Annotated in this window: 25 protein-coding genes and 1 pseudogene; 14 read left to right on the forward strand and 12 right to left on the reverse strand. The window is 68.9% G+C overall.

Annotation, left to right across the window (positions count from 1 at the left end):
• Positions 1-8: 8 nt before the first annotated feature.
• Both E2F49_RS03050 and E2F49_RS03055 read left to right on the forward strand, forming a co-directional pair.
• Positions 9-2111, forward strand: a complete 2103-nt coding sequence (locus E2F49_RS03050) for a CHASE2 domain-containing protein (protein WP_208004786.1) — start codon at positions 9-11, stop codon at positions 2109-2111.
• A gap of 236 nt (positions 2112-2347) precedes the next feature.
• Positions 2348-3262 carry an alpha/beta hydrolase family protein gene (locus E2F49_RS03055; RefSeq protein ID WP_133392552.1) on the forward strand — a complete coding sequence of 305 codons (915 nt, stop codon included), beginning with the start codon at positions 2348-2350 and terminating at the stop codon, positions 3260-3262.
• A gap of 63 nt (positions 3263-3325) precedes the next feature.
• Here the strand turns inward: E2F49_RS03055 and E2F49_RS03060 are convergent, their stop codons facing one another.
• Positions 3326-4501, reverse strand: a complete 1176-nt coding sequence (locus tag E2F49_RS03060) for a S1 family peptidase (RefSeq protein WP_165971103.1) — start codon at positions 4499-4501, stop codon at positions 3326-3328.
• 541 nt (positions 4502-5042) lie between these two features.
• On the reverse strand, positions 5043-5483 hold the full coding sequence (locus E2F49_RS03065; protein ID WP_133392554.1) for an FKBP-type peptidyl-prolyl cis-trans isomerase: 441 nt from the start codon (positions 5481-5483) through the stop codon (positions 5043-5045).
• Positions 5484-5891: 408 nt separating this feature from the next.
• Here E2F49_RS03065 and E2F49_RS03070 point away from each other — a divergent pair, with 408 nt between their 5' ends.
• Together E2F49_RS03070 and E2F49_RS03075 are read left to right on the forward strand one after the other, a co-directional pair.
• Positions 5892-6809, forward strand: a complete 918-nt coding sequence (locus E2F49_RS03070) for an ABC transporter ATP-binding protein (RefSeq protein WP_133392555.1) — start codon at positions 5892-5894, stop codon at positions 6807-6809.
• Complete coding sequence (locus E2F49_RS03075) at positions 6806-7546, forward strand: ABC transporter permease (RefSeq protein WP_133392556.1); 741 nt, start codon at positions 6806-6808, stop codon at positions 7544-7546. The genes E2F49_RS03070 and E2F49_RS03075 overlap by 4 nt, the downstream gene beginning before the upstream one ends.
• A 15-nt stretch (positions 7547-7561) precedes the next feature.
• Here the strand turns inward: E2F49_RS03075 and E2F49_RS03080 are convergent, their stop codons facing one another.
• The gene (locus E2F49_RS03080; RefSeq protein WP_133392557.1) at positions 7562-7939 is read right to left on the reverse strand and encodes a VOC family protein; all 378 of its coding nucleotides are present in this window, start codon (positions 7937-7939) and stop codon (positions 7562-7564) included.
• Positions 7940-8134: 195 nt separating this feature from the next.
• Here E2F49_RS03080 and E2F49_RS03085 point away from each other — a divergent pair, with 195 nt between their 5' ends.
• Together E2F49_RS03085 and E2F49_RS03090 are read left to right on the forward strand one after the other, a co-directional pair.
• Entirely contained in the window at positions 8135-10264 is a 2130-nt protein-coding gene (locus tag E2F49_RS03085; protein WP_133392558.1) for a prolyl oligopeptidase family serine peptidase, read from the forward strand.
• Between the two features lie 64 nt (positions 10265-10328).
• Complete coding sequence (locus tag E2F49_RS03090) at positions 10329-11417, forward strand: DNA glycosylase AlkZ-like family protein (RefSeq protein WP_133392559.1); 1089 nt, start codon at positions 10329-10331, stop codon at positions 11415-11417.
• 77 nt (positions 11418-11494) lie between these two features.
• On the opposite strand, the gene E2F49_RS03095 is transcribed toward E2F49_RS03090, so the two are convergent.
• Positions 11495-11929 (reverse strand): VOC family protein, encoded by a 435-nt coding sequence (locus tag E2F49_RS03095; RefSeq protein WP_133392560.1) that lies wholly within the window; start codon positions 11927-11929, stop codon positions 11495-11497.
• A gap of 172 nt (positions 11930-12101) precedes the next feature.
• Here E2F49_RS03095 and E2F49_RS03100 point away from each other — a divergent pair, with 172 nt between their 5' ends.
• The 4 genes from E2F49_RS03100 to E2F49_RS03115 all read left to right on the forward strand — a co-directional run bounded on the left by E2F49_RS03100 (position 12102) and on the right by E2F49_RS03115 (position 14840).
• Positions 12102-12302 carry a hypothetical protein gene (locus E2F49_RS03100; protein ID WP_133392561.1) on the forward strand — a complete coding sequence of 67 codons (201 nt, stop codon included), beginning with the start codon at positions 12102-12104 and terminating at the stop codon, positions 12300-12302.
• A gap of 60 nt (positions 12303-12362) precedes the next feature.
• On the forward strand, positions 12363-13238 hold the full coding sequence (locus E2F49_RS03105) for an ABC transporter substrate-binding protein (RefSeq protein ID WP_133392562.1): 876 nt from the start codon (positions 12363-12365) through the stop codon (positions 13236-13238).
• A 6-nt stretch (positions 13239-13244) separates the two neighbouring features.
• Positions 13245-14201, forward strand: coding sequence for a D-2-hydroxyacid dehydrogenase family protein (locus tag E2F49_RS03110; RefSeq protein ID WP_133392563.1), 957 nt, complete (start codon positions 13245-13247; stop codon positions 14199-14201).
• A gap of 87 nt (positions 14202-14288) precedes the next feature.
• A complete protein-coding gene (locus E2F49_RS03115) occupies positions 14289-14840 on the forward strand; it encodes a lipocalin family protein (protein WP_425481351.1) in 552 nt (183 codons plus the stop codon).
• A gap of 4 nt (positions 14841-14844) precedes the next feature.
• On the opposite strand, the gene E2F49_RS03120 is transcribed toward E2F49_RS03115, so the two are convergent.
• Positions 14845-16029 carry an FAD-dependent monooxygenase gene (locus E2F49_RS03120; RefSeq protein WP_133392565.1) on the reverse strand — a complete coding sequence of 395 codons (1185 nt, stop codon included), beginning with the start codon at positions 16027-16029 and terminating at the stop codon, positions 14845-14847.
• A gap of 141 nt (positions 16030-16170) precedes the next feature.
• On the opposite strand from E2F49_RS03120, the pseudogene E2F49_RS03125 reads away from it, so the two are divergent.
• Positions 16171-16683: pseudogene (locus E2F49_RS03125) on the forward strand (hypothetical protein); the annotation flags it as partial.
• Between the two features lie 86 nt (positions 16684-16769).
• Here E2F49_RS03125 and E2F49_RS03130 read toward each other — a convergent pair.
• The 3 genes from E2F49_RS03130 to E2F49_RS03140 are packed head-to-tail and all read right to left on the reverse strand — an operon-like array spanning position 16770 to position 19563.
• Positions 16770-17060, reverse strand: a complete 291-nt coding sequence (locus E2F49_RS03130; RefSeq protein ID WP_133392566.1) for a hypothetical protein — start codon at positions 17058-17060, stop codon at positions 16770-16772.
• Entirely contained in the window at positions 17057-18382 is a 1326-nt protein-coding gene (locus tag E2F49_RS03135) for a TFIIB-type zinc ribbon-containing protein (RefSeq protein ID WP_133392567.1), read from the reverse strand. The genes E2F49_RS03130 and E2F49_RS03135 overlap by 4 nt, the downstream gene beginning before the upstream one ends.
• Positions 18383-18402: 20 nt before the next feature.
• Entirely contained in the window at positions 18403-19563 is a 1161-nt protein-coding gene (locus E2F49_RS03140; RefSeq protein WP_133392568.1) for an SPFH domain-containing protein, read from the reverse strand.
• 707 nt (positions 19564-20270) lie between these two features.
• Between E2F49_RS03140 and E2F49_RS03145 the strand changes: the two genes are divergently transcribed.
• On the forward strand, positions 20271-20546 hold the full coding sequence (locus E2F49_RS03145; protein WP_055247882.1) for a hypothetical protein: 276 nt from the start codon (positions 20271-20273) through the stop codon (positions 20544-20546).
• Between the two features lie 50 nt (positions 20547-20596).
• Here E2F49_RS03145 and E2F49_RS03150 read toward each other — a convergent pair whose 3' ends face one another.
• Positions 20597-21319 (reverse strand): rRNA pseudouridine synthase, encoded by a 723-nt coding sequence (locus E2F49_RS03150; RefSeq protein ID WP_133392569.1) that lies wholly within the window; start codon positions 21317-21319, stop codon positions 20597-20599.
• 76 nt (positions 21320-21395) lie between these two features.
• Here E2F49_RS03150 and E2F49_RS03155 point away from each other — a divergent pair, with 76 nt between their 5' ends.
• Positions 21396-21929, forward strand: coding sequence for a hypothetical protein (locus tag E2F49_RS03155; RefSeq protein WP_165971104.1), 534 nt, complete (start codon positions 21396-21398; stop codon positions 21927-21929).
• 67 nt (positions 21930-21996) lie between these two features.
• Positions 21997-22467 carry a YehS family protein gene (locus E2F49_RS03160; protein ID WP_133392571.1) on the forward strand — a complete coding sequence of 157 codons (471 nt, stop codon included), beginning with the start codon at positions 21997-21999 and terminating at the stop codon, positions 22465-22467.
• Between the two features lie 3 nt (positions 22468-22470).
• On the opposite strand, the gene trmY is transcribed toward E2F49_RS03160, so the two are convergent.
• From trmY to E2F49_RS16300, 3 genes are all read right to left on the reverse strand, one after another.
• Positions 22471-23064 carry a tRNA (pseudouridine(54)-N(1))-methyltransferase TrmY gene (gene trmY / locus E2F49_RS03165; protein WP_133392572.1) on the reverse strand — a complete coding sequence of 198 codons (594 nt, stop codon included), beginning with the start codon at positions 23062-23064 and terminating at the stop codon, positions 22471-22473.
• Positions 23065-23150: 86 nt separating this feature from the next.
• Positions 23151-23630, reverse strand: coding sequence for a VOC family protein (locus E2F49_RS03170; protein WP_133392573.1), 480 nt, complete (start codon positions 23628-23630; stop codon positions 23151-23153).
• 87 nt (positions 23631-23717) lie between these two features.
• A complete protein-coding gene (locus E2F49_RS16300; protein ID WP_165971105.1) occupies positions 23718-23879 on the reverse strand; it encodes a hypothetical protein in 162 nt (53 codons plus the stop codon).
• Between the last annotated feature and the right edge of the window lie 42 nt (positions 23880-23921).

Consider the following 23921-nt stretch of genomic DNA (forward strand, 5'->3'; position numbering starts at 1 on the left):
TGCGATGCATGCCGCGCGTAGACGCACGCGCGCAGCCACCGGGACTGGCGGCCGGACAGAGCCGCCGGCAGGACCTGCTGGTGTTGGCGATCGGGCTGGTGCTGGCGGTGGTGATCGGCATCGCGGGCCTGCTGCGTGTCGCGCCGATCGAGCGACTCGACAACGCCGTGCTCGACGGCCTGATGCGTGCGACCGCCGGCGACGTGCCGGCGCCGGCGACCTTGGTCGTCGACATCGACGACGTCAGTCTGGCGGCCGTCGGCCAGTGGCCGTGGCCGCGCTACCGGCTGGCCGGACTGATCGAGCGCATCGCGGCGGGGCAGCCGAAGGCCATCGCGCTGGACGTACTGCTGCCCGAGGCGGACCGCGTGTCGCTGGCCGACATCCAGAAGACCTTCCAGCGCGATTTCGGCCTCGATGTCGCCATCACCGGTGTGCCCGAGGGGCTGCTCGACAACGACGGCTACCTGGGCCACGCGATGGCGCAGGCCGGGGTGGTGGGCGCGCGTTATTTCTATTTCGATCACGCCACCGCTGAAGCCGCGCCCACGCGTCCCGGCGTCGGCTTCGAGGGCGCGCTCGAGGCGCTGCAGCTCGACAGCGCGCACGGCGTGCTGGAGAACGTCGGCCCGATCGGCGAACAGACCCGTGCCAGTGGCTTCGTCAACATGCGCGTCGACGACGACGGCATGCTGCGGCGTCTGCCGCTGCTGGTCGAGTACCGCGGCGTGCTGCAACCGAGTCTCGCCCTGGCCACGACGATGCGTGCGCTGGGCGTGCCCGCGGGCGAGATCCGGGCCGATCGTGACGGCGCCTCGCTGGTGATCGGGCCCCATACCGTGCCGCTCGATCGCAAGGGCCGCGCACTGCTGCGCTTCGACGGCGCGCCCGAGCGTTACCCCAGCATCCCGGCGGTCGACGTGCTGGCGGGCCGGCACGCCGCGCAGGATCTGCAGGGGCGCATCGTTGTCATCGGCTCGTCGGCGGTGGGTCTCGGCGACCGGCACGCGACTGCGCTCGGTCGTGCGTTCTCGGGCTCGAAAGTGCAGTCGGCGCTGATGCAGAACATCCTCGACAACCGCACGCTGCGCGCACCCGAATGGGGCACCGCGGCGGCGCTGATGCTGGGACTGCTGCTCGCGCTGGTACAGGGTGGCCTGCTGATCGCCGGTCGCAGTCTGTTGACCCTGGCGCTCACGACACTGGGCGTGGTGCTGGGTCTGGGCCTGCTGGCGTACGCCGCGTTCGTCCACAGCGGTCTGGTGCTGCCGGTCGCCGCGCCGGCCCTGGTGGTCTCGGCCGTGTTCGTCGCCGCGTTCGCGGTGCGCTTCGCGATGCAGCAGCGTCATGCGCGCCGCTGGCGGCGGCAGCTGGAAAACGCGCGACAGGTGACCATCGAATCGATGTCGGCGGTCGCCGAAACGCGCGACCCGGAAACCGGCGCCCACATCAAGCGCACCCAGCACTACGTGCGCGCGATCGCGCGCCGTCTGCGCGACAGCGGCCAGTACGCCGACGTGCTCACCGATGCCTACATCGACCTGCTGTTCCTGTCCGCGCCGCTGCACGACATCGGCAAAGTCGGCGTGCCGGACCACATCCTGCTCAAGCCCGGCCCGCTGACCGAAGACGAGTGGGTGCAGATGCGCCGGCATGCCGAGTTCGGCCGGACCATCATCCTCAGCACCTCGCGCCACATTGACGGCGACAACTTCCTTTCGGTGGCCGCGGAGATCGCTGCGACCCATCACGAGAAGTGGGACGGCAGCGGGTATCCGGCCGGGCTGAAGGGCCACGCGATTCCGCTGTCGGGCCGCATCATGGCCGTGGCCGACGTCTACGACGCGCTCATCAACCGGCGCTGCTACAAGCCTGCGTTCCCGCATGCACAGGCGATGGCGATGATGCGCGACCTGCGCGGCATCAACTTCGACCCGACGGTGCTCGACGCGTTCTTCGCGATCGAGGACGAGATCGTGCGCATCGTCGGCGAGTTCCGCGACGAGGAAGCCGCGTCTTCAGGCAGTGCGCACGACCTCGACGACTCGGTCTACGGCCCCGCCAACCTCGGCCCGCGTTTCGCGGCGCCGGTGGTGGTGCAACCGTCCTGAAGGTCTGATCGGCGTCCAGATTTGCGCCTTCCCCCGCGCGCGGGGGGAGGCGGGGATGGGGGCGAACGATCCGACTGAAGTGGAATAGGGCGGCGTTTGACGCAGGCAAGCCTGGATTCGAGCTGTTGCTTGCGCCTGACTCTTTGCCCCCACCCAACCCTCCCCCGCAAGCGGGGGAGGGCCTCAAGCTCGAAAGCCGAGCTTCGGATCGTGTCGCGCGGTTATCCTCAGCATCAATGACGGACACCGCACGCTGGCTCAGGGAACGCCTCGGACTCGCCACACCAGCGCCGGTGGCGTTCGACCGGCACGAGATCCACAGCGCCGATGGCTACGACCGGACGCGCATCGGTTACACGGGCCTCGAAGGCGACGACATTCCCGCGTTCCTGTTCACGCCGCAGGGTCGCGAGCCGAGCGGCGGGGTCGTGGTCTTCCACCAGCACAACGGGCAGTTCCACTTCGGCAAGAGCGAGGTGGCAGGCCTGGTCGGCGACCCGTTCCAGGCCTTCGGGCCGGCGCTCGCGCGGCGCGGTCTGGCCGTGCTGGCACCGGATGCGATCACGTTCGAGGACCGGCGCGCGGCGGTCAGCGGCGTCGAGCCGGATCACTACGACTGGCTGCAGCACTACAGCGCGATGAGCTGGCGCCTGCTCGATGGCGACACGCTGATGCGCAAATGCCTCGACGACGCGCAGCGTGCGCTGAGCGTGCTGCTGCAGGCCACCGGACTCGACCCGCAGCGCGTGGGCGTGGCCGGCCACTCGTACGGCGGCTACACCGCGCTGTACCACGCCGCGGTGGATGCGCGCTGCCGCTTCGCGTGCATCAGCGGGTCGGTCTGCAGCTTCGAGACCCGGCGCCGGGCGCAGACCGGCATCGTGCTGTTCGAGGCCGTGCCCGGACTTGCGCAGCATCTGGAAACGCACGACGTGCTGGCGGCGATCTGTCCGCGCCCGACGCTCGTGGTGTCGGGCAGCGAAGACAAATACGCGCGCGATGCCGATGCGGTCGTGGCGCGTGTCGGAGGCGATTTCATCACCAGCCTGCGCGTCGCGCGCGGACACGCGCTGGACCGGGAGCGCTTCGACGCGATCGTCGACTGGCTGGTGGACCGCGCCAGTGCAGACACCGGCGCGGCCATCGCGTAGCACGCAGACGCACGCGCCATCCCGGCGAACCGGGACGGCGCGCACGCGTGGACGCCGCTCCGGTCAGTTGGTGACCAGGTTGACGCCGTAGCTGCTGAGCATCGGGGTGAGACGCTGGTACCACGTGCGACGCTGGCTCTGGGCGACGCCGCAGTTGGTGCCGTCGGTGCCGATCGCGCCACCGGACGTGACGCCCTGGCCGTGGCCGGCGGTGGAGATCCAGGCGCCACCCGAGTCGCCCTGGCCGGCGCACGCGTTCGATTCGCGCAGGCCGTTCACCGAACCGTCGCCGTAGTTCACGCTGACATTGGTGCGCGTGATCGTGCCGCAGCGCCAGCCGGTGCGGTAACCCGAGCGGCAGATCGCGGAGCCAACGGCGGTTTCCGTGCTGCCGACGACGGGCGTGGTGGTGCTGCCGCTGTGCTGCCACACGCGTCCGATCAGCGTGTCCTGCGAGCGCACCGTGGCCCATGCGGCATCGGAACCCGGGTAGTTGCTGGCTTGGAAAGAACCGACCGTCGTGCCGCCGATCCGCACGGTGGTGCCGGCGCCACCGCAGTGACCGGCCGTGACGAAGCCCTTGGTCGCGCCGCGCGTCACCGGGAAGCCGATCGAGCAGGTGTTGTACTGGATGCCGCCGTAGATGTTGATCAACGGCGTCGGCACGAGATCGGATTCCTCGAAATGCAGCAGGCCGGTGTCGACATCGCTGCGTGCCAGGAATTCGAGCACCGCCTCGGCACGGCCTGCGCCGGGCGAAAGGGTGATCACGACACGGTTGTTGGGCAGGTCGACGCCCCAAGACTGCACACCGTCGAGGCGACGCGCGATCCTCGAATTCGACGACAGATCGAGTGCCTGCACGGCCTGATCGAGCTGGTACAGACTGTAGGTCACCTGGCGTGTCTGCGCGCCATCGACGGCGGACAGTTGCTTGAGTCCGCGCGCGCTTGTGGCGACGAGCACGCGTGCGTTGCCGGCCGCGTCGTGCTCGATCCATGTCCCGGCATAGCTGTCGCCATAGATCCGCTTCGCGGACGTTTCGACGTCGGGCAACTGGCGCTCGGCGTCCACGCTCGCGAGGTACTGCGCCTGCGTCATGCCCAGATCGCGTTCCAGAGCGGTGACCATGCCGGCATCCAGCTTCGGAACCGGGGTGTCGCTCGCGAATGCGTGACCGCCGATGGCGACAGCGGAGAGGACGGCGACAGCGAGCGTACGGCGTGCTGCATGCATCATCAGAGAGCTCCTTGTGCAGTTCGGAAGTGGCCACGGCGGACCGGTTCGGCGTGAAGCGACCGATGTCGATGCGCATGCGACGCGCATGACGGAAATGCGCCGGTGCGCCCGCGTCGAACGACAACGCGAAGGTCCGCGGAACGTGGCAAGCGTTGTGCCCCGCAACTGCCGTCCGGTTCGCGAGGACATGCGGTGCGATGCGCTGCAGACGGGTGGACCGGAATGACCAGGTTGCTCGGCAGCGCGCTTCGACCTTAGGTGCGCCATCTCGTCACGGTCAACTGCGCGAACGCGACTTAAACGCCAACCAGCGCTCTTTTTGCGACATCCGATTGCGCGCGGGACGCATGGGATTGCGGAAATGTGCGGTGTGTCAGGCCGCCTGAGTGACATGGCGCCAGCGGTTTTCGCCGATGTGCGTGATGCCTGCTGCGAAATGTACGCCGCGCAGACCGCGGTGGAATACATCCGTGGCGACGGGTCGCCTCCCCGTCCGACAGGGGTGCCATCGCACGACGCGCGACGGCTCAAGCCAGTGCGTTCAGTTCTCGACCTTCAGCAGCTCCACTTCGAACACCAGCGACGCGCCCGGCGGAATCACGCCGCCCGCGCCGCGGTCGCCGTAACCGAGCCAGGCCGGGATGCGCAGTTCGCGCGTGCCTCCCGGCTGCATGCCGGCGACGCCTTCGTCCCAGCCGCGGATGACGTGACCGGCACCGAGTTCGAACACGAACGGCTGACCGCGATCGTGCGAACTGTCGAACTGCACGCCGCGGCTGTCGGGTGCAGCCTGGTCGTAGAGCCAGCCGGTGTAATGCACGGTCACGGTGTCCCCGGTGTTTGCAGCCGTGCCCGTGCCGGTCGTGACGTCGATGCGCTGCAGATCGGCGACGTCCCCGCCGGCGTAGGGCGGCGGGTTGCTGCAGGCGGTGAGCAGCAACAGGGAGAGCGGGGCGGTAAAGCGGAACGGGTGCCGGGTCATGGGGCTGCGATGTCGTGAGTTCGCACGAGGATAGAGCCGCCGGGCGGGGGTGCGCGTTGAAGAACGGGAGGCTGGATCCTGGCGTACGCCGGGATGACGAATCAAAGCCAGATCGAAGTTCACCGCGCACTGACACACTGTCTCTGATGTCATCAGGTGTCCAAGGCCGTGATTTCCCGGCCAGCGGGTAGAAGATGATCAACAGCCGGCTTTCGACACATGAATCGTTGAGAAGGATGTGACTCGCGACGTTCCGGCTGCGTCGCGGGGACGTGTTCCGAAGCCTGCTATGAACTTGCGGGAGAATCCGCTGTCTCAATGCATGCCGTCGCATGCGGACATCCTGTTCCGCGGACGTCACCAGGTACAGATTCCCCGTCTCGCCTGTTTCCAGGGAAGGAAATGCTCATGCAGAGTGCCATCGAGTTGCGCGCGGTCGACAAGTCGTTCGGGTCGCATGCCGTACTGCGGCAGCTGGACCTGCAAGTGCCCGATCGCAGCGTGTTTGCGTTCCTCGGCAACAACGGCCACGGCAAGTCCACGACGATCCGCTTGATCACGGGCCTCGCGTCGGCGGACGGCGGTAGCGTGCACGTTCTCGGCCGCAATATCCGGGCGCAGCGCCGCCAGATTCTGGAGGAGGTGGGGTGCCTGATCGACGCGCCCAGCGCCTACCCGAATCTCACCGCGCACGAGTTCCTGTCGATCGCCACACGTCTGAAGCGTTACCCCGACACCGAGATCGGGCGCGTACTCGAACTGGTGGCCTTGTGCTGCGACCGCCGTCAGCGGATCGAAAACTTCTCGCTTGGCATGAAACAACGTCTGGCACTCGCGCATGCGCTGGTTGGCCGACCGCGCCTGCTGGTCCTGGACGAGCCGACCAATGGACTGGATCCCGACGGCATGCAGGAGATTCGAGGTTTGCTGAAGATGCTGCCCGAGCACGCCGGCTGCACGATCTTCTTCGCCAGTCATCTGCTTGACGAGGTCGAGAAGACCGCGACCCACATGGCGCTGTTGCGACACGGGTCGGTGCAGCTGCAGGCACCGATCCGGGAGCTTGTGTCCGGCTTGCCCAGTGCGCTGACGCTCGATGTCGACGCGCCCGAGCATGCCGTCGATCTGCTGCGGGCGCACGGACACATGGCCGATGTGGACGGCGCGGGAATCGTCCAGATGCCCGGGGTCACGCGTGATGTCGCAGGACGGATCAATCGCACGCTGGTGGATGCCGGCATCACGCTTTACGAGTCCGCGCATCGGAAGCCCACCCTGGAACAGTGGTTCCTGCAGACGACAGTCGCGCAGGGAGCTGCACGATGATCGGCGTGCTGTTCCAGGTCGAGCTGCTGAAGACCAGACGCTCGATGGTCGCGGTCATGACCCTGTTGTGCCCGTTGGTGATCGTCCTGCTGGCCTTCGTCATCACGGTTCGGGCCTGGGATCCGCCGGAGATGACCGGCCGCGACATGGTGCAGTTCTGGTTTACTGTCATGGACATGTGGACGATGCTCGTGCTGCCGCTGTTTCTTGCGGTGACGACCGGTCTGATCAACGGAAACGAGCACCGCAACCACACCTGGCGCGTGATGCTCAGTCTGCCAATCGACGCCGATGCGCTATACACCGCCAAGCTGCTGCTGAGCGTTGCACTGATGCTGTGCGCACATGCCCTGCTGCTCGTCGCGACGGTGATCGCCTTGTTCGCGCTTGGATGGGTCGGCTACGACATCGACGGCGTTTTCGCGCTGCGCTCGACGCGCGTACTCTGGGCGGCACCATTGGCCGCGATGGCCATGCTGGTCGTCCAGCACAGTCTGAGCTGGCACCTGCGCTCGATCGTGGTGCCGTTTACCGTGGCCGTGATCGGCGCGTTTCTGGGGCTGTACACCAACGATTCGAAACAGTGGTGGTTGATTCCCTGGACGTATGCGGACGTTGCGACGACGGCGCGGACGGTCGAGGCCCAGGTCCTCGCCACCGTGCTTGGCCCGGTGATGGCGGTGGCGCTGTATCTGATCGCGTTGAAGCGCGTGCGGACGCAGGAAGTCGAACAGTGAGCGGCGCCGCACGCCCTACATGCTGTTGACGTGCAATACGTTGCCGTCGGGATCCTTGAACCAGATCGCGGCGAAGTCGCCCGCGCGGTGCACGCCGCGGTCGATCTGCATGCCCAGGTCCGGATATTCCTCCAGCGTCACGCCCTTGGCGCGTAGCGCGTCGGCGATCGCGTCGACGTCACCGCCACCGCTCCAGGCGACCGCATTGCCGGTACCCGGCCGCGGGTTGTCGGACCGGTAGACCACCAGCCAGCTCTCGCCGGTGCGGTAGCCCAGCACGCCGTCCATGTCCTCGTCCCCGGATTCGAGTCCCAGGGTCTCGCCGTAGAAGCGACGCGCGCGTTCCAGATCGCCGACGGCGACGATCGCATTGGAGGTCTTGTCCCGGAGCATGGCGATGTCCTGTGGCGGCGCGCATCGCGCCTGAGCGGACGACGCTGCGCCTGAGGCTGTTCGGGCAGCGTCAAACGCCAGTTGCCGCACGGGCAGGGACGTGTCTGCGCATTCCGGCGCCGGCAGTGGCCGGCTGCGCGCGCATCCGGCGTTGTGTCTGCATCAGGCTCCGTCCCGGAGCCGCTGGAGCCGTGCATGAAAGCGAGCGTCGTCTGCCTGCCGTTGTGCCTGCTGGGCCTGGCCGCCCAGGCGTCGGACACGCCCATGCGGTTGCCGGCTGCCCCCACGGTCGCGTTCGAGGAGACGGTGTTCGGTCACCGCATCGACGACCCGTATCGCTGGATGGAAGATCCTGCGCAGCAGGACCGGCTGCAGGCATGGATGACGACGGCGGGCGAGGCGACCCGACGCCGGCTCGAGGCGCTGCCCGAGCGCGAGGCGTTCGCGACGATGCTCGAGACCGCCACCCGCGCCGGCGTGATCTACAGCGGCGTGCAGTCCGCGGGCGGACGGCTGTTCTACCTGCGACGCGATCCAGATGCCGAGGTCCCCAGGCTCGTGGTGCGCGATCGCGACGGGCGCGAGCGGGTACTCGTCGATCCGGCTGCGGCTGCAGGCAAGACCCGGGCGATCGCCAGCTTTTCGCCGTCGCCCGACGGTGCGCAGGTCGCAGTGATGATCGGCGAAGGCGGTGGCGAACTCGGGCGCTTCGAGATTCTCGATGCGCAGACCGGCGCGCTGCGCCACCGGATGGACGGCCAGACCTTCGGCGACTTCGGCCTGAGCTGGCTGGCGCCCGACCTCGTGAGCTATACCCGGGCGATGCACGCGGCCGGCGACGGGCAGGATCCGCTGCTGGACATGCAGGCGGTCGTGGTGTCGCTGGACGGTCCCACACCGGTCGAGCGCATCGTGCTGGGCTCCCGCTTCGAAGGCGGGCCGGCGTTCGAGCCGCAGGAATTTCCGGCCGTGGCCGGCAACGGGCGTGATGCGCTGGTGTTCGGTCATGCCTATGGCGCGCGGGCCGACGCCCGCGCCTTCGTGACCACGCTGCAGGACCTGCGCGCCGGCAGGCCGCGCTGGCAGGTGCTGGCCGACTACAGCGACCAGGTCGCCGCGGATGCGCTGTTCGGCGACGCGGTGTACAGCATCACCACGCGTGAGGCATCGAACGGCGTGCTGCAGCGGCGGCAGGTCGGCGCGGGCGGCCCGGGGCCGAATGAGGTGATCCTGCCGGCCGGCGACGCCATTCTCTCCGGCGTCCACGCCACCCGCGACGGGGTCTACGTCACCGCGACGCGCGACGGCGTGTCGCAGCTGATGTATCTCGAAGGCGGGGCGGGCGCCGCGCGGCCCATCGCGCTGCCGTTCGAGAGTGAACTCACGGCGCCCTCGGTCGATACCGACGGCGACTCACTGGTCTTCGGCCTGCGCGGCTGGACGACCACCGGCCGCAACTTCCGCGCGCGTGGCGCGCAGCTCGAATCGCTTGACCTCGACTCGGCGACGTGGGCGCCCGCCCAGGCCTTCGTCGCGACGCGCGAGCTGGCGCGCAGCCGCGACGGCACCGAAGTGCCGATGGTAATCCTGCGCAAGCCGGCGGCGTCCGGTCCTGCGCCCACGCTCGTCGAGGGTTACGGCAGCTACGGCATCCTGACCACCACCCCCTTCAGCTGGCCGCTGTTCGCACCGTGGGTCGAGCGGGGCGGAGTGTTCGTGTTCTGCGGCACGCGCGGTGGTGGCGAGCGCGGCCGCGCCTGGCACGAGGGAGGCCGCGCGGCGAACAAGCCGAACGCGCACGACGACCTCGCCGCCTGCGCGCAACGCGCCCAGGCACTGGGCGTGGCGACGCCGGCGTCCACGCTGGTGATGGGGACGAGCGCCGGCGGCCTGCTGGCACCGCCGACCGCGATGAAGCATGCCGATCTGTTCACCGGCCTGATCCCGCGTGTCGCCATCCTCGATCCGATCCGTCTTGCGGCCGCGCCCAACGGGCCGAACCAGTTCGCCGAGATGGGCGACCCGCGGACGCGCGAAGGCTTCGAGGCGCTGCTCGCCCAGGATGCCTACGTCATGCTCGACACTGCGAAGGACCTGCCCGACACGCTGGTTACCGTCGGCATGAACGACACCCGCGTGGTGCCGTGGATGGCGGCGAAGTTCGCGGCGCGCGCCAGCGCGAAGTTCGGCGACCGGCGCGAGGTGCTGTTGCGTGTCGACACGGCGCAGGGACACGGCATCGGTTCCTCGCGCGATGCGCAGGTGCAGGAGTTCGCCGACACCTACGCCTGGGCCTGGGCCTGGGCGCAGGCGACGACGCCCTGAGTCGCGGCGCCGTGGAGGCGCCATACTGGCTCGACCCTGTGCTGCAAGGTCGAGCCGAACCCGCATGCCCACGCCCGACCTCGACGCGCTGCGCCGTTACGCGGTCGCCCGCACCCTGTTCAAGCCGACCACGCTGCAGCGGGCGATCCGACGCCTGGGCTTCGTGCAGGCCGATCCGATCCGTGCGCCGGCGCGCGCGCAGGACCTGACGCTGCGCCACCGGGTGATCGACTACCGCGCCGGCGATCTGGAGCGGCGGTATCCGCGGCTCGATGTCGAGGAAGACTGTCTGGTCAACTACGGCTTCCTGCCGCGCGAGCACCTGGCGCTGATGCACCCGCGGCAGCCGCGCCGGGTGTGGGACGCGAAGACGCGGCGGCGTGCGGCGGAGATCCTCGCGTTCGTACGGGCGCAGCGCGGTGGCGTGCATCCGCGCGAGGTCGAGCGCCAGTTCGCGCACGGCAGCGTGCGCAACTACTGGGGCGGTTCGAGCAATGCCACCACCCAGTTGCTCGACGGCCTGCACTATCGCGGCCTGCTGCGCGTGGCACGACGCGACAGCGGCACACGTGTCTACGCGGCGGTCGAGCACCCGGAAGTCGACGACGGCCCGGCCGGACGCGCGCAGCGTGCCGCGTCGCTGATCGATCTGATCGTGGTGACCTACGCGCCGCTGCCTGCGGCAAGCCTGACCTATCTGGTGCGCCTGCTGGGCTATGGGGCCCCGCATCTCGCCACGCCCCTGCAGCGCGCGCTGCAGCAGGCCCGCGATCGCCTGCAGAACGTGCGCCTCGACGGTGTGATCTGGTACTGGCCGGCGGACGAGAACCCGTGCTCGCGACGCCATGCGCCCGATGGGTGCGTGCGCCTGCTCGCGCCGTTCGACCCGGTGGTCTGGGACCGGAGGCGTTTCACGCTGCTGTGGGACTGGACCTATCGCTTCGAGGCCTACACCCCGGCGGCGAAACGGCGCTTCGGCTACTACGCGCTGCCGATGCTGTGGCACGACCGGGTCATCGGGTGGGCCAACGCCTCCGTCGTGGACGGACGCCTGCAGACGACGTTCGGCTATGTCGCGGGCGAACCGGCGGACGCGGATTTCCGGCGTGCGCTGGACGAAGAGCTGCAGCGCATGACGGTGTTCCTCTCCTGAGGCCTGCGCACCGGTGCGCGCGTAGCCGGGCGCCATGGCCCGGTACACCGGTCGCGGCGTTCGATGTCGCGCGGCGGTCAGGCGTTGCCGTCGGCCGGAATCGTGTTGACCATCCACGGCACGCCGAACCGGTCGACCAGCGCGCCATACCCCGGCGACCAGAAGGTCTTGCCGAACGGCATGACTTCGCGACCGCCATCGGCGAGCTGCGTGAACCAGCGGCGCGCCTTGTCGATGTCGTGCGTGTGCACGGTGACGTCGAACCCGTTCTTGGGCTTGCCGATGTGCGGCGCCCAGTCGGTGTCCATGTCCGCGCCCATCAGCGCGGCCTCGCCGATGTCGAGCCAGCAGTGCATCAGCCAGTCCTTGTACTTGGGATCGTTGATCGGCATGCCGGGCGGCGCATCGGCGTAGGGAATGGCGGCGGTGACCGAACCGCCGAGCACGTCGGCATAGAACTCGAAGGCCTGGCGGCATTGGCCCTGGAAACTCAGGCTGGTGACGATCCTCATGTCCTTCCTCCAGTGGCCGTGCGGGCACGGCGGGATGCGGAGCGGTCCGTGTACGCCCGGACGCGTTAGCGGTTCGCGAACGGCTGGACGGAAGTCGCCGGGGCGGGGCGCGTATCCTGACGCCCCGTGCGCGTCGTCCCGGCGCCCGCGGCTCCACACGAGGACGCAGACGATGGCCCGAATGCAGCGCGACCCGACGCGGGAACTCAATCTCACGCGCGACTACGCCAAGTGGCTGGTGCAGGAGAAGCGCGAGCGCAATCCGGCCAACGGCAAGCTGTTCGCGCGCACGCACACCACCCGCGGCCGTCGTTTCCACGGCTACAACGAGGAAGAGGTCTGCCGGATCATCGGCGTGGATTTCTACAACTGAGCGCGCGCCGGGGCGCAGTGGACTAGTCTGTGCGCCCGATTTCCCCCGAAAGGCCGGTCCATGAAGCTGCAGCTGTCCCTCGAATGGTTCCTCAATCCCGACCATCTGCCGCTGATCGCCGGCATCGAGCTGGGCTGGTATCGCGAGGCGGGGCTGGAGCTCGAACTGCTGGTGCCCGACGACCACTACGACGGGCTGGCCACCACGGTCAGCGGCGACATCGCGTTCGCCTGCAACGAGCCGCTGCACATGATCGATGCCGACCGTCCCGGCCTGAAGGCACTGGGCTGCTTCTTCGAGACCGACGGCGGCATCCTGCTGCAGCGTGCGGCCGGTGCGCGTCTGCTGGCGGGCGGCACGGTGCGGCTGGCATCGCCGGTCGCCGGCGGCGTGACGGATGCGATCGCGGTCGAGATCCTGTCGCGCTGGTGCAGGCAACAGGGCGCGGCCTTTGATCCGGCGCAGGTCGTGATCGAAAGTGCCGGCTTCGAGCATCTGGCCAATCTGCGCGCGGGTTTCGACGGCGCCTGGCTGTGCTTCGCCAACTTCGAAGGCGTCGAGGCGAGACTCGCGGGCATGGACGCGCATTTCATCGCCACCCAGGACGTGGGTCTGCACAACTTCTCGGCGCTGGAACTGTTCACCTCCCAGGTATTCCTCGACCGGCACCGCGACGTGGTCGACACCGTGGTGCGTCTGATCGGGCAGGGCGCCCAGCTGTGCCGTGACGATCCCGCCCAGGCGGCAAAGCTCTGGTACGGCTACAGCAACACGCAGCCCGACGCGCTGATGGACGCGATCCTCGCCGACACCTGTCCGCGCCTGGTCGGCCCGGTGCAGCGCGATGCCGAGCGCTGGCGCGGCATGTGGGCGCAGTTCGACGCGCTGGGTCTGAGCCAGGTGGACCGCGCGGGCTACGACGCGCTGTACGCCTGACACGCCATGCGGATCGCGATCCTCGACGACTACCAGAACCTCGTCCGCGGCCTCGACTGCTTCGCGCTGCTCGACGGCCACGACGTCACCGTGTTCGACCGGCCGATGACGGGCGACGCGCTCGCGGACGCACTGGCCGACTTCGATGCGCTGGTGCTGATCCGCGAGCGCACGCGCCTCGACGAAGCGCTGCTGGCACGGCTGCCGGCGCTGGATGTGATCTCGCAGACCGGCAAGGCCGGTGCGCATCTGGATGTCGCTGCGGCCAAAGCGCGCGGCATCGCGGTGCTCGAAGGCGAGGGCGATCCCGTCGCCCCTGCCGAGCTGACCTGGGCGCTGATGATGGCGGCCTATCGCCGCATTCCGCAGTACGTGTCGCGATTGCAGTCCGGCGTCTGGCAGTCGGATGCGGTGCAGGGCGGCCCCGAGTCGATCGGGCGTGCCCTGCACGGCGATGTGCTCGGCATCTGGGGCTATGGCCGCATCGGACGACGCGTGGCCGGATACGGCAAGGCCTTCGGCATGCAGGTGCTGGTCTGGGGCAGCGAGGCCGGCCGCCAGCGTGCAGCGGTCGATGGCTGCCTCGTCGCGGACTCGCAGGCGGCATTCTTCGAACAGGCGGATGTGATCTCGCTGCATCTGCGCCTGCACGAGGCCACGCAGGGCATTGTCGGCGTCGATGACCTGGCGCGGATGAAGCCGACCGCGCTGCTGGTCAACACCAGCCGCGCCGGGCTGATCGAAACCGGCGCGATCGAGCAGGCGCTCGAACTGGGCCGGCCAGGCCAGTTCGCGCTCGACGTGTTCGAGCACGAACCGCTGCCGGTGGATTCGCCGCTGCTGCACCATCCGCGCGTACTCGCCACACCGCACCTGGGCTATGTCGAGCGCCAGAGCTACGAGCTGTACTTCGGCAGCGCGTTCCGCAACCTGCTGGCGTGGGCGGCAACGGCGCGTTCCTGAGCCACGCACCCCGCCACGTCACACGCCGCGGACGCGGGTCGGCGGGACAATCGCGCACTCCCGACCTCCGCCGAGTCGCCCATGCCGCTGCCCATCGCCCGTCTGCTGCTCGCGGCCGCCCTGTCCGCACCCGCCGTCGGCGCTGCCCAGACGCCCGCCTTGCCGAACACGCCGGTGCCTGCGGTGGACCTGCAGCGCTACGCCGGTACCTGGTACGAACAGGCGCATCTGCCCATGTTCTTCCAGCGCAAGTGCGTGGCCGACACCACCGCGCATTACACGCCCAATCCCGACGGGACCGTCGCGGTGCGCAACCGTTGCCGCACCCGGGACGGCACGTTCAACGAAGCCGACGGTGTCGCCCGCATGGTTGACGGCCGCAGTTCGACGCTGGAGGTGCGCTTCGCACCGCGCTGGCTGTCCTGGTTGCCGGCGGTCTGGGGCGACTACTGGGTGATCGCGCTCGACGACGACTACCGCTGGGCGATGGTCGGTTCGCCGACACGCAAATATCTGTGGATCCTCTCGCGCACACCGCAGCTCGATCCCGACGTGCGGACGCGCCTGGTCGAGCAGGCGCGCGCGATGGGCTATCCGGTCGCCGAACTGGTGGACACGCCGCAACGCGCGCAGGACTGAGCGCTCAGTCGTAGCGGCCGATGTCCGGTGCTGCCAGGCTGCGGTTGGACAGTCTTGCGGTCAGTGAGCGCACCGGAGGTCGCGTCGCCAGCGCCAGCACGCCGTGCAGCAGATGCACGCCCAGACGGCTGTGCGGATTCATCAGGCGCGGCGCGATCTTCGGCACGCCCTGCGCCTGGTCGACCATCTTGCGCATCGCGGTCTCGTAGGCGGCGAACGCGGCCGTCGGTTCCGCATTGCGCGCCAGTTCGCCGGCCAGCACCCAGGCGCCGGTCACGGCCAGCGTCGCGCCGATGCCACCGAGCGGGGTCACGCACCAGGCCGCATCCCCCGTCAGCACGACGCGGCCCGCGTGCCAGCGCGACATGCGCACCTGGCGCAGCACGTCGAAATAGAAATCACCGGTCGTGTCCATGCCCTCGAGCACGCGCTGCGCCTGCCAGCCGGCATCGGCGAATCGCTCGTGCAGGTATTGCTTCTGTCGCTCGACCGGCCAGTCCTGCTCGCCCTCGGGCGGCTTCTGGATGCCGAGCATCGCGCGCGTCGTGCCGTGGCGGTCGGGGCGCAGCGAGATGCTGCGGCCTTCGGTGGTGTGGTACCAGCGCCACAACCGGTCGTCGTCCGGCGTGCGCGCGATGGTGAAATAGGCGAGCGTCATGTCCATCCAGCGCGGATCGTTCTCGCCGGGGAACACCATCTCGCGCGTCGCCGAGCCCACGCCTTCGGCGACGACCACCAGGTCGTAGCGTTCCGAAGTGCCGCTCTCGAAGCGCACATCGACGCCAGTGCCATCGTCTGCGAGCGCCTCGATGCGATCCCCGAAGCGGCAGGTCACGCGCTCGCGGGCCGCATCGAACAGCAGGCGTGCGAGATCGCCGCGCAGGATCTCCATCTCGGCCGTCGGCCCGTCGCCTTCGACATCGTCGGTGCGGATCTCCGCCACCGCCTCGCCGTCCGCATCGATCCAGGCCGTGCCTTCCTCGCCGGTGCCCTGGTCGAGCGCGGCCTGTTCCAGGCCCATCCGGCGCAACACGTCGCGGCCGACGTCGCGTACGTCGATGTTCTGGCCGCCGTCGCGAAAGTCCGGCGCCTGTTCGACCAGCGTGACGTCGTGACCGGCGCGCGCAAGCGCCCACGCGGCGGTGTTGCCGGCGACACTGGCGCCGCTGATGAGGATGCGTCGCGACATCGGCAGGCTTCCGGAAAATGGGGGCGGGGACGGCGCGCCGAGCATCCCGCGCGCCCGCGCACGGGCATGTGATCGGCCGCAGCCGGAAGGTGCCGTTGGCCTTCACATGGCCCGGGTGGCGACCTCGCCAGAGTGCCGCCCATGACGCGACTCATCGAACGCATCTTCACCCTCGGCTACCTCGCCGTGATCGCCCTGTTCCTGCTGGCCGGCGTGGGCCTGATCGGCCTGGCCGGGGCCGAACTCTGGGAAGGCTTGGCGCCATCGACGTCGGTCGACGTCCGTGCGCGCTTCGATTCGGTGCTCGATGCGATCGGCATCATGACCATCGCGCTGGTGTCGATCGAACTGGCGCAGACGGTGTTCGAGGAAGAGGTGCGCCGCGAGGTCAAGATCAGCGGGCCCACACGCGTGCGACGCTTCCTGTCGCGCTTCATGGTGGTGCTGGTGGTGGCGCTGTCGATCGAGACCCTGGTCGCGGTGTTCCGCCTGCTGCACGAGGCGCCCGAGCAGTTGCCCTATGCCGCCGCGATCGGCGGCACGGCGGCGCTGCTGCTGGTGGGCTGGGGCACGTTCCTGCGACTCAACCGCAGCGTCGAGGAGCTCGAGCCCGAAGCGATGGCGGCGGCCAAGGACGAAGACGGCGAGGTCGAGGCCGAGAAGGACGATGCGCCGGCCGCGTCGAAGCCGCGCCGCAAGCGCACGACCCGGGCACCCGCGGCGGGCTGAGGCCCGGCCGCTCAGGCTCCGCCGGACTCCGCGTCCGGAGACGTGTCACTCGAGCGCTGTACGCGCTGCACGCGCTGCCGGTACGCGCCGCCGTTCTCGCCGCGGATGCGCGACTGCGTGGTGCCGTTGTTCGTACCGACCTTCGCGTCGTCGCCCGTGATCGGCTGCGCCTCGACCGTGGTTTCGCGCTCGAAGCCGTGCGACTTGTCGGTATTGCGGTAGTACCGGTAGAGGCCCCAGTACACCGCGGTCGCGCTGGCCGGGCCGGCCAGCAGCAGCCAGAGTCCGCTCTCGTCGCTCATGACATCCCCACCAGGATCGCGATTGCGATCGCTTCGACGACCGTGCCCACGCTGAGCGCGGTCAGCAGCAGCTTCCACTGCTGCACGGGCACGCTGCCCATGGTTTCGCCGGTGCGGCCGTTGACCGCGATGTAGTGCAGCATGCCGCCGTTGCGGCCGGGCTGGTGATACGAATAGAGCCAGACCGGCAGGTACATCGACACCCAGCGCGTGCCGTGCACGTCCAGCGCTTCGGCTTCCCAGCGCACGCCGCGGGTATAGCGCCGCGTGGAGCCCTCGACCTGCGCGCGGGCGATGGACAGCAACTGGTCTTCCAGCCGCGGCCGCAGGGCCTCGACGTTGGTGTTGCGCTTCTCGGAGGTGAAGCCGTTGAGATAGGACGCGTTCCAGCGCACCGCGTTCTTGGTGTCGAAGGGCAGGATGGTGTTGATGATGTTGTTGGTGTTGACATTGACGTCGAGATTCCCGCGCTCGCTCGACGATTCCAGCGGCAGGTCGTCGACGGTGAAGTCGACATGCCGTTCGATGCGATACACGTCGGCGTCGTAGTAGGTCTTCTTGTCGTTGCCGGTGCCGCGCGTGTACTCGCGCGTCTTGATCTCGCCGGTACCGGCGACCGATGCGCTCGCGTTGCCGTCGACGATCATGTAGGGCAGGTAGACCCCGACCACGTTCTCGGGCGTGAACTCGTCCTTGAACGCCTTGAGCGCAAGCAGCTTGCGCTTGTCGACGAACTGGCGGATGCGCGCGACGGCGTCGTCCTTGCGGATGTGGAAGGGCAGCACCGCATCGGGCACGGCGCCGTTGGGCACCTGCTCGTTGACGCCGAACACGTGCCGGCACCAGTGGCAGCGCGCGGTCATCGTGCTCTCGGTGTTGACGGTGACCTCGGCGCCACAGCCGCTGCACTTGAAGCTCATCAGCGTGGCGGCGTCGGCATCGATGTCCTGCGCGCCGGAGGCCATGACGGTGCCGCGCAGACCGGCGATGCCGTCGCCGAAGCCGAACAGTTCCTCGACGCGCTCGCCGTGCCATTCGTGGCGACAGTACTCGCAGACCAGCAGGTCGGTGCCCAGGCGCGGGCGGATGTCGCTGGACCCGCATCTGGGGCAGCGGTTGAGGCCGCTTTTGAGTTCGGCGGCGCCGGTGTCGATGGCCGCGGGATCTGGCGCCTCGAGTTCGGCGCGGATCGCATCGGGCATCTCCGCCGGATCCAGCGTGGACATGCCCGGCAGCGGCGGCACGTCGCGCGGCGAACCGGGGCCTTCGATGGGCTGGCCCGGCAACGGCGGCAGGGGCGGCGGCGTTTTCGTGTCGGACATGGGCTCCGGGCGCCTTCGGCTCAGAGACCCAGTGCCTTCGCCTTGAGCGCGTCGTAGTCGGCCTGGGTGATCAGGCCGAGGTCGAGCATCTCCTTGGCCTTCGTCAGCTTCGCGACCGGATCATCCGCCGCGGGCGCTGCAGGTGCGGCGGGCGTCGCCGGCTGCTGCAGGCTGCCGAGGCCTCCGGCCATGCCCGAGGCCATGCCCAGACCGACGAGCCCGGCCGCGCCGCCGTGCTCACCGGCCGACTGCATGCCCTGCGCCACGCTGGCCTGCAGGTTGGAATTGCCGCGCGAACCCGCCAGCGCATCGGCGCGCTGCACCGTCTTGAGCAGTTCGCGGGTGTTGGCGTCGTACTCGATCGAGACGATGGCGGTCTTGACGATGGCCAGGCCGCGATCCGACTTCCACTGGTAACCCTGTTCGACCGCAGCCGACAGGCTCTGCGCGAAGCCCAGCGAATCCTGCTGGATCTTGGTGATGCGATTGCCCTTGGACGGATCGTTCGTGTACAGGCTGAAAGCCGGCGCGAGCGAACCGACGACCTCGTTGAACAACTGGCTTGCGGCCGCGTTGTCGATGTCGGTGAAGTCGAACACCTGGCCGGGCGCGAGATAGCTGGCCGGCACGAAGTTCTTCACGAACAGGATCGGGTCGACGATCTTCAGCGTGTAGCTGCCGCGCGTCAGCGCACCGACCTGGGTGCCGAGGAAGCCGTCGTCCCAGTAGATCTCCGACTGCGTGCCGAAGCGGTTGTCCGGCAGTTCCTTGAGCGACACGAAGAACGCCATCTGTTGCGCGCCGGGCTGGCCGCCGAACTTGAAGCGTTCCCACGACTGCTTGATCAGCGGCGAGACGATGCCGTCGCCGGCGAAGATCGACTGCGAATTGACGTCGTCGGAGCGCCACTCGTAACCGCCGGGTTCGGCGACGAAGGCGGTGATCGCGCCGTCCTGCATCAGCAGCAGGCCGTAGCCTTCGGGCACGACGATCTTCGAGCCGTTGCTGATGATGTTCGTCGAGCCGCGCGTATTGGAACCGCGACCGGCATTGGTGCCCTGCGGGACGGCTGCGAACAGCGCGGCGGTCGACGGCAGGCCGGCCGGCACGGTGAGGAAGTCCTTCCACTGGTCGGCCAACGCGCCGCCGACCGCACCCGAAACCGCCTGGATCAGACCCATGTGCATGCCCTTCGATACGGGCCGGGCAGGGTGCCCGGCGAAGCGCCGACTATAGCGCCGTGGCCGGTGGGGAAACGTTGCAGTTTCGTTGGTCAAACGCGCTTCCGTCGTGCTCCTTCCCCCGCTTGCGGGGGAAGGCTGGGATGGGGGGCAAAGCTTCGATTCTCCTGAGAACGGACTCGCGCGCGTAGACGAACTCGCTCGAGTTCTATCCGGCGCGATCCGACGGCTCGCCTCCACCCAACCCTCCCCCGCGAGCGGGGGAGGGCTAGATGCTGCGAGCTTCCGGACAATGGAAAAAGCTCCGCTCGTGCGGGGCTTCCGGTCAGCACGTGCATCGGCACATCCCGCACGACTGCAGTGATCAACTTGCCGGCAGATCGCACTGCATCTTCGCGTCGACGTGAGGGCTTGGGCACGTCAGGGTTCTCGCTGGTGCGCTCGAAGACGACCTCGAACGAGTCGGGCTTCGGCGTGCCCTTGCGCTCGGTGCAGGCGGCGTTGAGCTTGTCCTTGACCGCCTGGATGCCGGCGTCGCAGGCACGCCTCGGCGATCCCGCGCGAGGCGCGCGCCCCGTTCGCGGTGTCGAACCTGTCACGAAACGGCGCACGCGCCCGCCTGTCGCGTGCGACGGCACTGTTCTTTAACACCGTCGACATGGCCGGCTGGAATGGTGGGCCCTCCTTCCAGTGATGCGGAGTTGACGATGAAACAGCGACTCATCTGCGGCGTGGTGCTGCTGGGCATGCTCGGTGCGAGCGGCGCCGCGCTTGCGGCGCGACACCATTACGACGTGATCGGCGAGTCCTACGGGCGTTCGGTCGAAGAAGCGATCGACAACGCCTGGCGCGACGCGGACGAGCAGTGCTACCGCAACTGGGGACGCTCGGACCAGGACATCACCGTGCTCGAAACGGGCGTGGACCCGTCGACCGGCTATTTCACCGCGCGCGTGTCCCTGGGGTGCACCGTCGACGATTGAAGCCACGCGCCACCCGGCCGGTGCCGCGAGTGCGCGGCATCGGCCCGCGATCAGAAGCGTTCGTCGACCGGCAGGTAGCGCCATGCGCCGACGGGCATCTTCGAAAGGGCGATGCGTCCGATGCGCAGCCGGCGGATCGACACGACCCCGAGGCCGACCTGCGCGCACACGTCGCGCAGCTGCCCGGGGCGCACGCCCTTGATCGCGAAACGCAGGCGTGTCTCGTTCTGCCAGCTGACCTTGCAGGGCGGCACCGGACGGCCGTCGAACTGCAGGCCGTGCTTGAGCCGGCCCAGCCCGTAGATCGGCAGGGTGCCGGTGACCTCGACCACGAACTCCTGCTCGATCCCGTCGAGATCCTCGGTGAGGCGCCGCCACACGCGGCCGTCCTGGGTCAGCACGATCAGGCCGCTGGCGTCGGTCTCCAGCGGCGCCAGCGGCGTCAGGCGATGGAAGTGCCGTTGCAGCAGCCGCATGCCGGACGCATCCTCGTCCCAGCGCGTGTCGGCTGAAATGGCGCGGGCCGCAGCGTCGGACTGTGCGAAGGCATCGAGCCCGGCCGGCTTGTGGAACAGCAGCGTCGCAGGCTCGGCGACGGCGAGCGTCGCCGCCGGGTCGAGCGTGACCGCTTCCCCGTCCACCATGTGCTGCGGCCGTTCGACGACCTGGCCGTCGACCCTGACCCAGCCGCCCTGGATGTACTGCTCGGCCTCGCTGCGGGAGCAGCCGGCAAGCTCGGCGACACGTTTGGCCAATCGGACGGAAGCGGACATCGGGTTCGACAACGGCAGGGGCGGGCAGTGTAGCCGCCGTGGCCGCATGCAGCCGCGATCGACGATGATGGCGGCGATGGTCCGTCGCATCGACGCGGCCGCACCGCCAACGGGAGACGACACGATGGGCAGGCTGGCGATCGTATTGGGCGTGGCACTGTGCGCATGGCAGGCATTCGTACCCGCGCACGCGGAGACGGGTTCACGGCTGGTCGGCACGTGGGCGGTCGACGTCGCGCAGCTGCCGATGCCGCCCGAGGCGCGCCCGGCGCGCGTGACGGTCGATTTCGCCGAACCCGCGTCCGGGCTGTGGTCGGTGCGCGTGGAGATCGTGCCGGTCGCCGGCGAATCGCGCATCTCCACCGCGACCGTGGCGCCGGACGGCAGCACCGTCGCCATCGAAGGCGACACGCTGGAAGCCGACGCGGTGGCGCTGACGCGGCCCACCGGCGACGTCTTGGTGATGGCGCTGGCCAAGAACGGCGGACCGGCATCGACGCGCGTCTATGCGGTCGAGCCCGGCGGCGACCGCCTCGTGGAGACCGCCACGCACTACGACCGGCAGGGCACGCCGGTGATCCGCACGTTCCACTTCGACCGCGTGCGCTGAACGCCATGCGCGGGGACCCGCGGGCATCGACGGTAGAATTGCCGGCCGTTTCCCGTGACACCGTCCCATGATCGCCAACGATGTGCTGCGCAGCCTGCGCTACATGCTCGACCTCGCCGACCAGCACGTGATCGCGCTGGTGCGCGTGGTCGATGCGGACTTCCCGATCGAGCAGGACGACGTGCGCCGCATGCTGCTGCGCGAGGACGATCCGGCGTATCTGGTCTGCGACGACGGCGTGCTGGCGCGCGTGCTCGACGGACTGATCGTGCACCAGCGCGGGCGTGACGACCGGCTGCCGCCGCGTCCGTTCGAGACGCGGCTGGGCAACAACATGATCCTCAAGAAGCTGCGTGTGGCCTTCGAACTGACCGAGGTCGACATGCTGGCGGTCTTCGCCGCCGCGGGCTTCCCGATCTCCAAGCCCGAACTGTCGGCGCTGTTCCGTCAGCCCGACCACCGCAACTTCAGGGCCTGCGGCGACCAGGTGCTGCGCAACTTCCTCAAGGGGCTGACGCTGCGCGTGCGCGGCGGCTGAGGCTCAGGCCTGGTCCAGCTCGTAGTGGATCAGCACCACGCACTGCGACGCGAACAGCATCTTCGGACCCAGCGCGATCTTCTTCGCGCCCATGCGTTCCAGGCCCGGAATCGCCTTTTTCGGCATCGGGATGTGGTCGGTCAGCAGGAAGCACGGCCGATCGGCGAACACCTGTTCGCGGATCGGCGTGCCCTTGGGGTCCATCAGGAACAGCTGGTGGTCTTGCGCCAGTCCCTGGACGAGACGCTCGAAACTCGTCGTGCGCACCTCGATGCCGGCTTCGACGGCGCGCGTTTCGTCCTTGGCCATCCCGCGCGAGACGTCGAGCGCCCGGGCGACCTTGCCCAGCAGCGACGCCTCGTCGAAACCGCCGATGTCGTGCATCGCGTTGATCTCGAAGCGGACCGTGCGCGAGTAGTCCCGGGTGCTCTCGAGCACCAGATAGACAACCACGTCGGGCCGGTGCGACTGCGCGACGAACAGGGCGTTCATCAGCGTGTGCGCGAGGATCTCGGTGTGCGCGTCCTGGCCGACACCCGCGAGCAGGGCGCGGCTGTCGGTGGGCGCCGCACGCGCGCGGAGAACGAAGGTTCGCATTGGGATGGCGGGACTCGCAGCGTGCAGGAGCGCAGCGCGCATTGTCCCCGCATCGCTGCGCGTGGTCGACGCCGGGCACGCGTCGGTCAGCCGCGGACGGCGGCCTCGATCGCGGCGACGTCGATCTTGCGCATCGTCATCATCGCCGCGAACGCGCGCTGGGCCGCCGCGCGGTCGCTGCTCGTGTAGGCCTCGGTGAGCACGCGCGGGGTGATCTGCCAGTTCACGCCCCAGCGGTCCTTGCACCAGCCGCAGTCGCTCTCGCGGCCGCCGTTGTCGACGATCGCATTCCAGAGCCGGTCGGTCTCGGCCTGGTCGTCGGTGGCGATCTGGAACGAGAACGCTTCGGTATGCGGAAACTGCGGCCCGCCGTTCAGGCCGATGCACGGCACGCCGCAGACCGTGAACTCGACCGTGATCGGATCACCGGCCTCGCCATCGGGGTAGTCACCCGGCGCGGCATGCACCGCGGTCACCGCACTGTCGGGAAAGGTCTTCGCGTAGAACTCGGCCGCGTCGAGCGCGGTGCCGTCGAACCACAGGCAGATGGTGTTCTTGGCGATCACGACGGCACTCCGGCAGCGATGGGTGCCCAGCAGGCCACTGCCGCGGTTAAGCCGGCGTGCGGAATGCGCGACCGCCGGCCCGGAGCGTCACGCCGCCGGGGTGTCGTCCGCGACGTCCGCGTCCGGCTGCGCAGCCGGGTTCTTCGCGGCTTCGCGTTCGGCACGCTTCTTCGCTTCCTTCTCGTCCTGCTTCTTCTTCTTGGCGAGTTCGCGCTGACGCTTTTCGAATGAATAATTGGGCTTGGCCACGGAAACTCCCTGGGTTGGACCGGCACAGTGTCGCATCTGCGC

Source organism: Luteimonas terrae, from assembly GCF_004358165.1.
GTDB lineage: Bacteria > Pseudomonadota > Gammaproteobacteria > Xanthomonadales > Xanthomonadaceae > Luteimonas > Luteimonas terrae.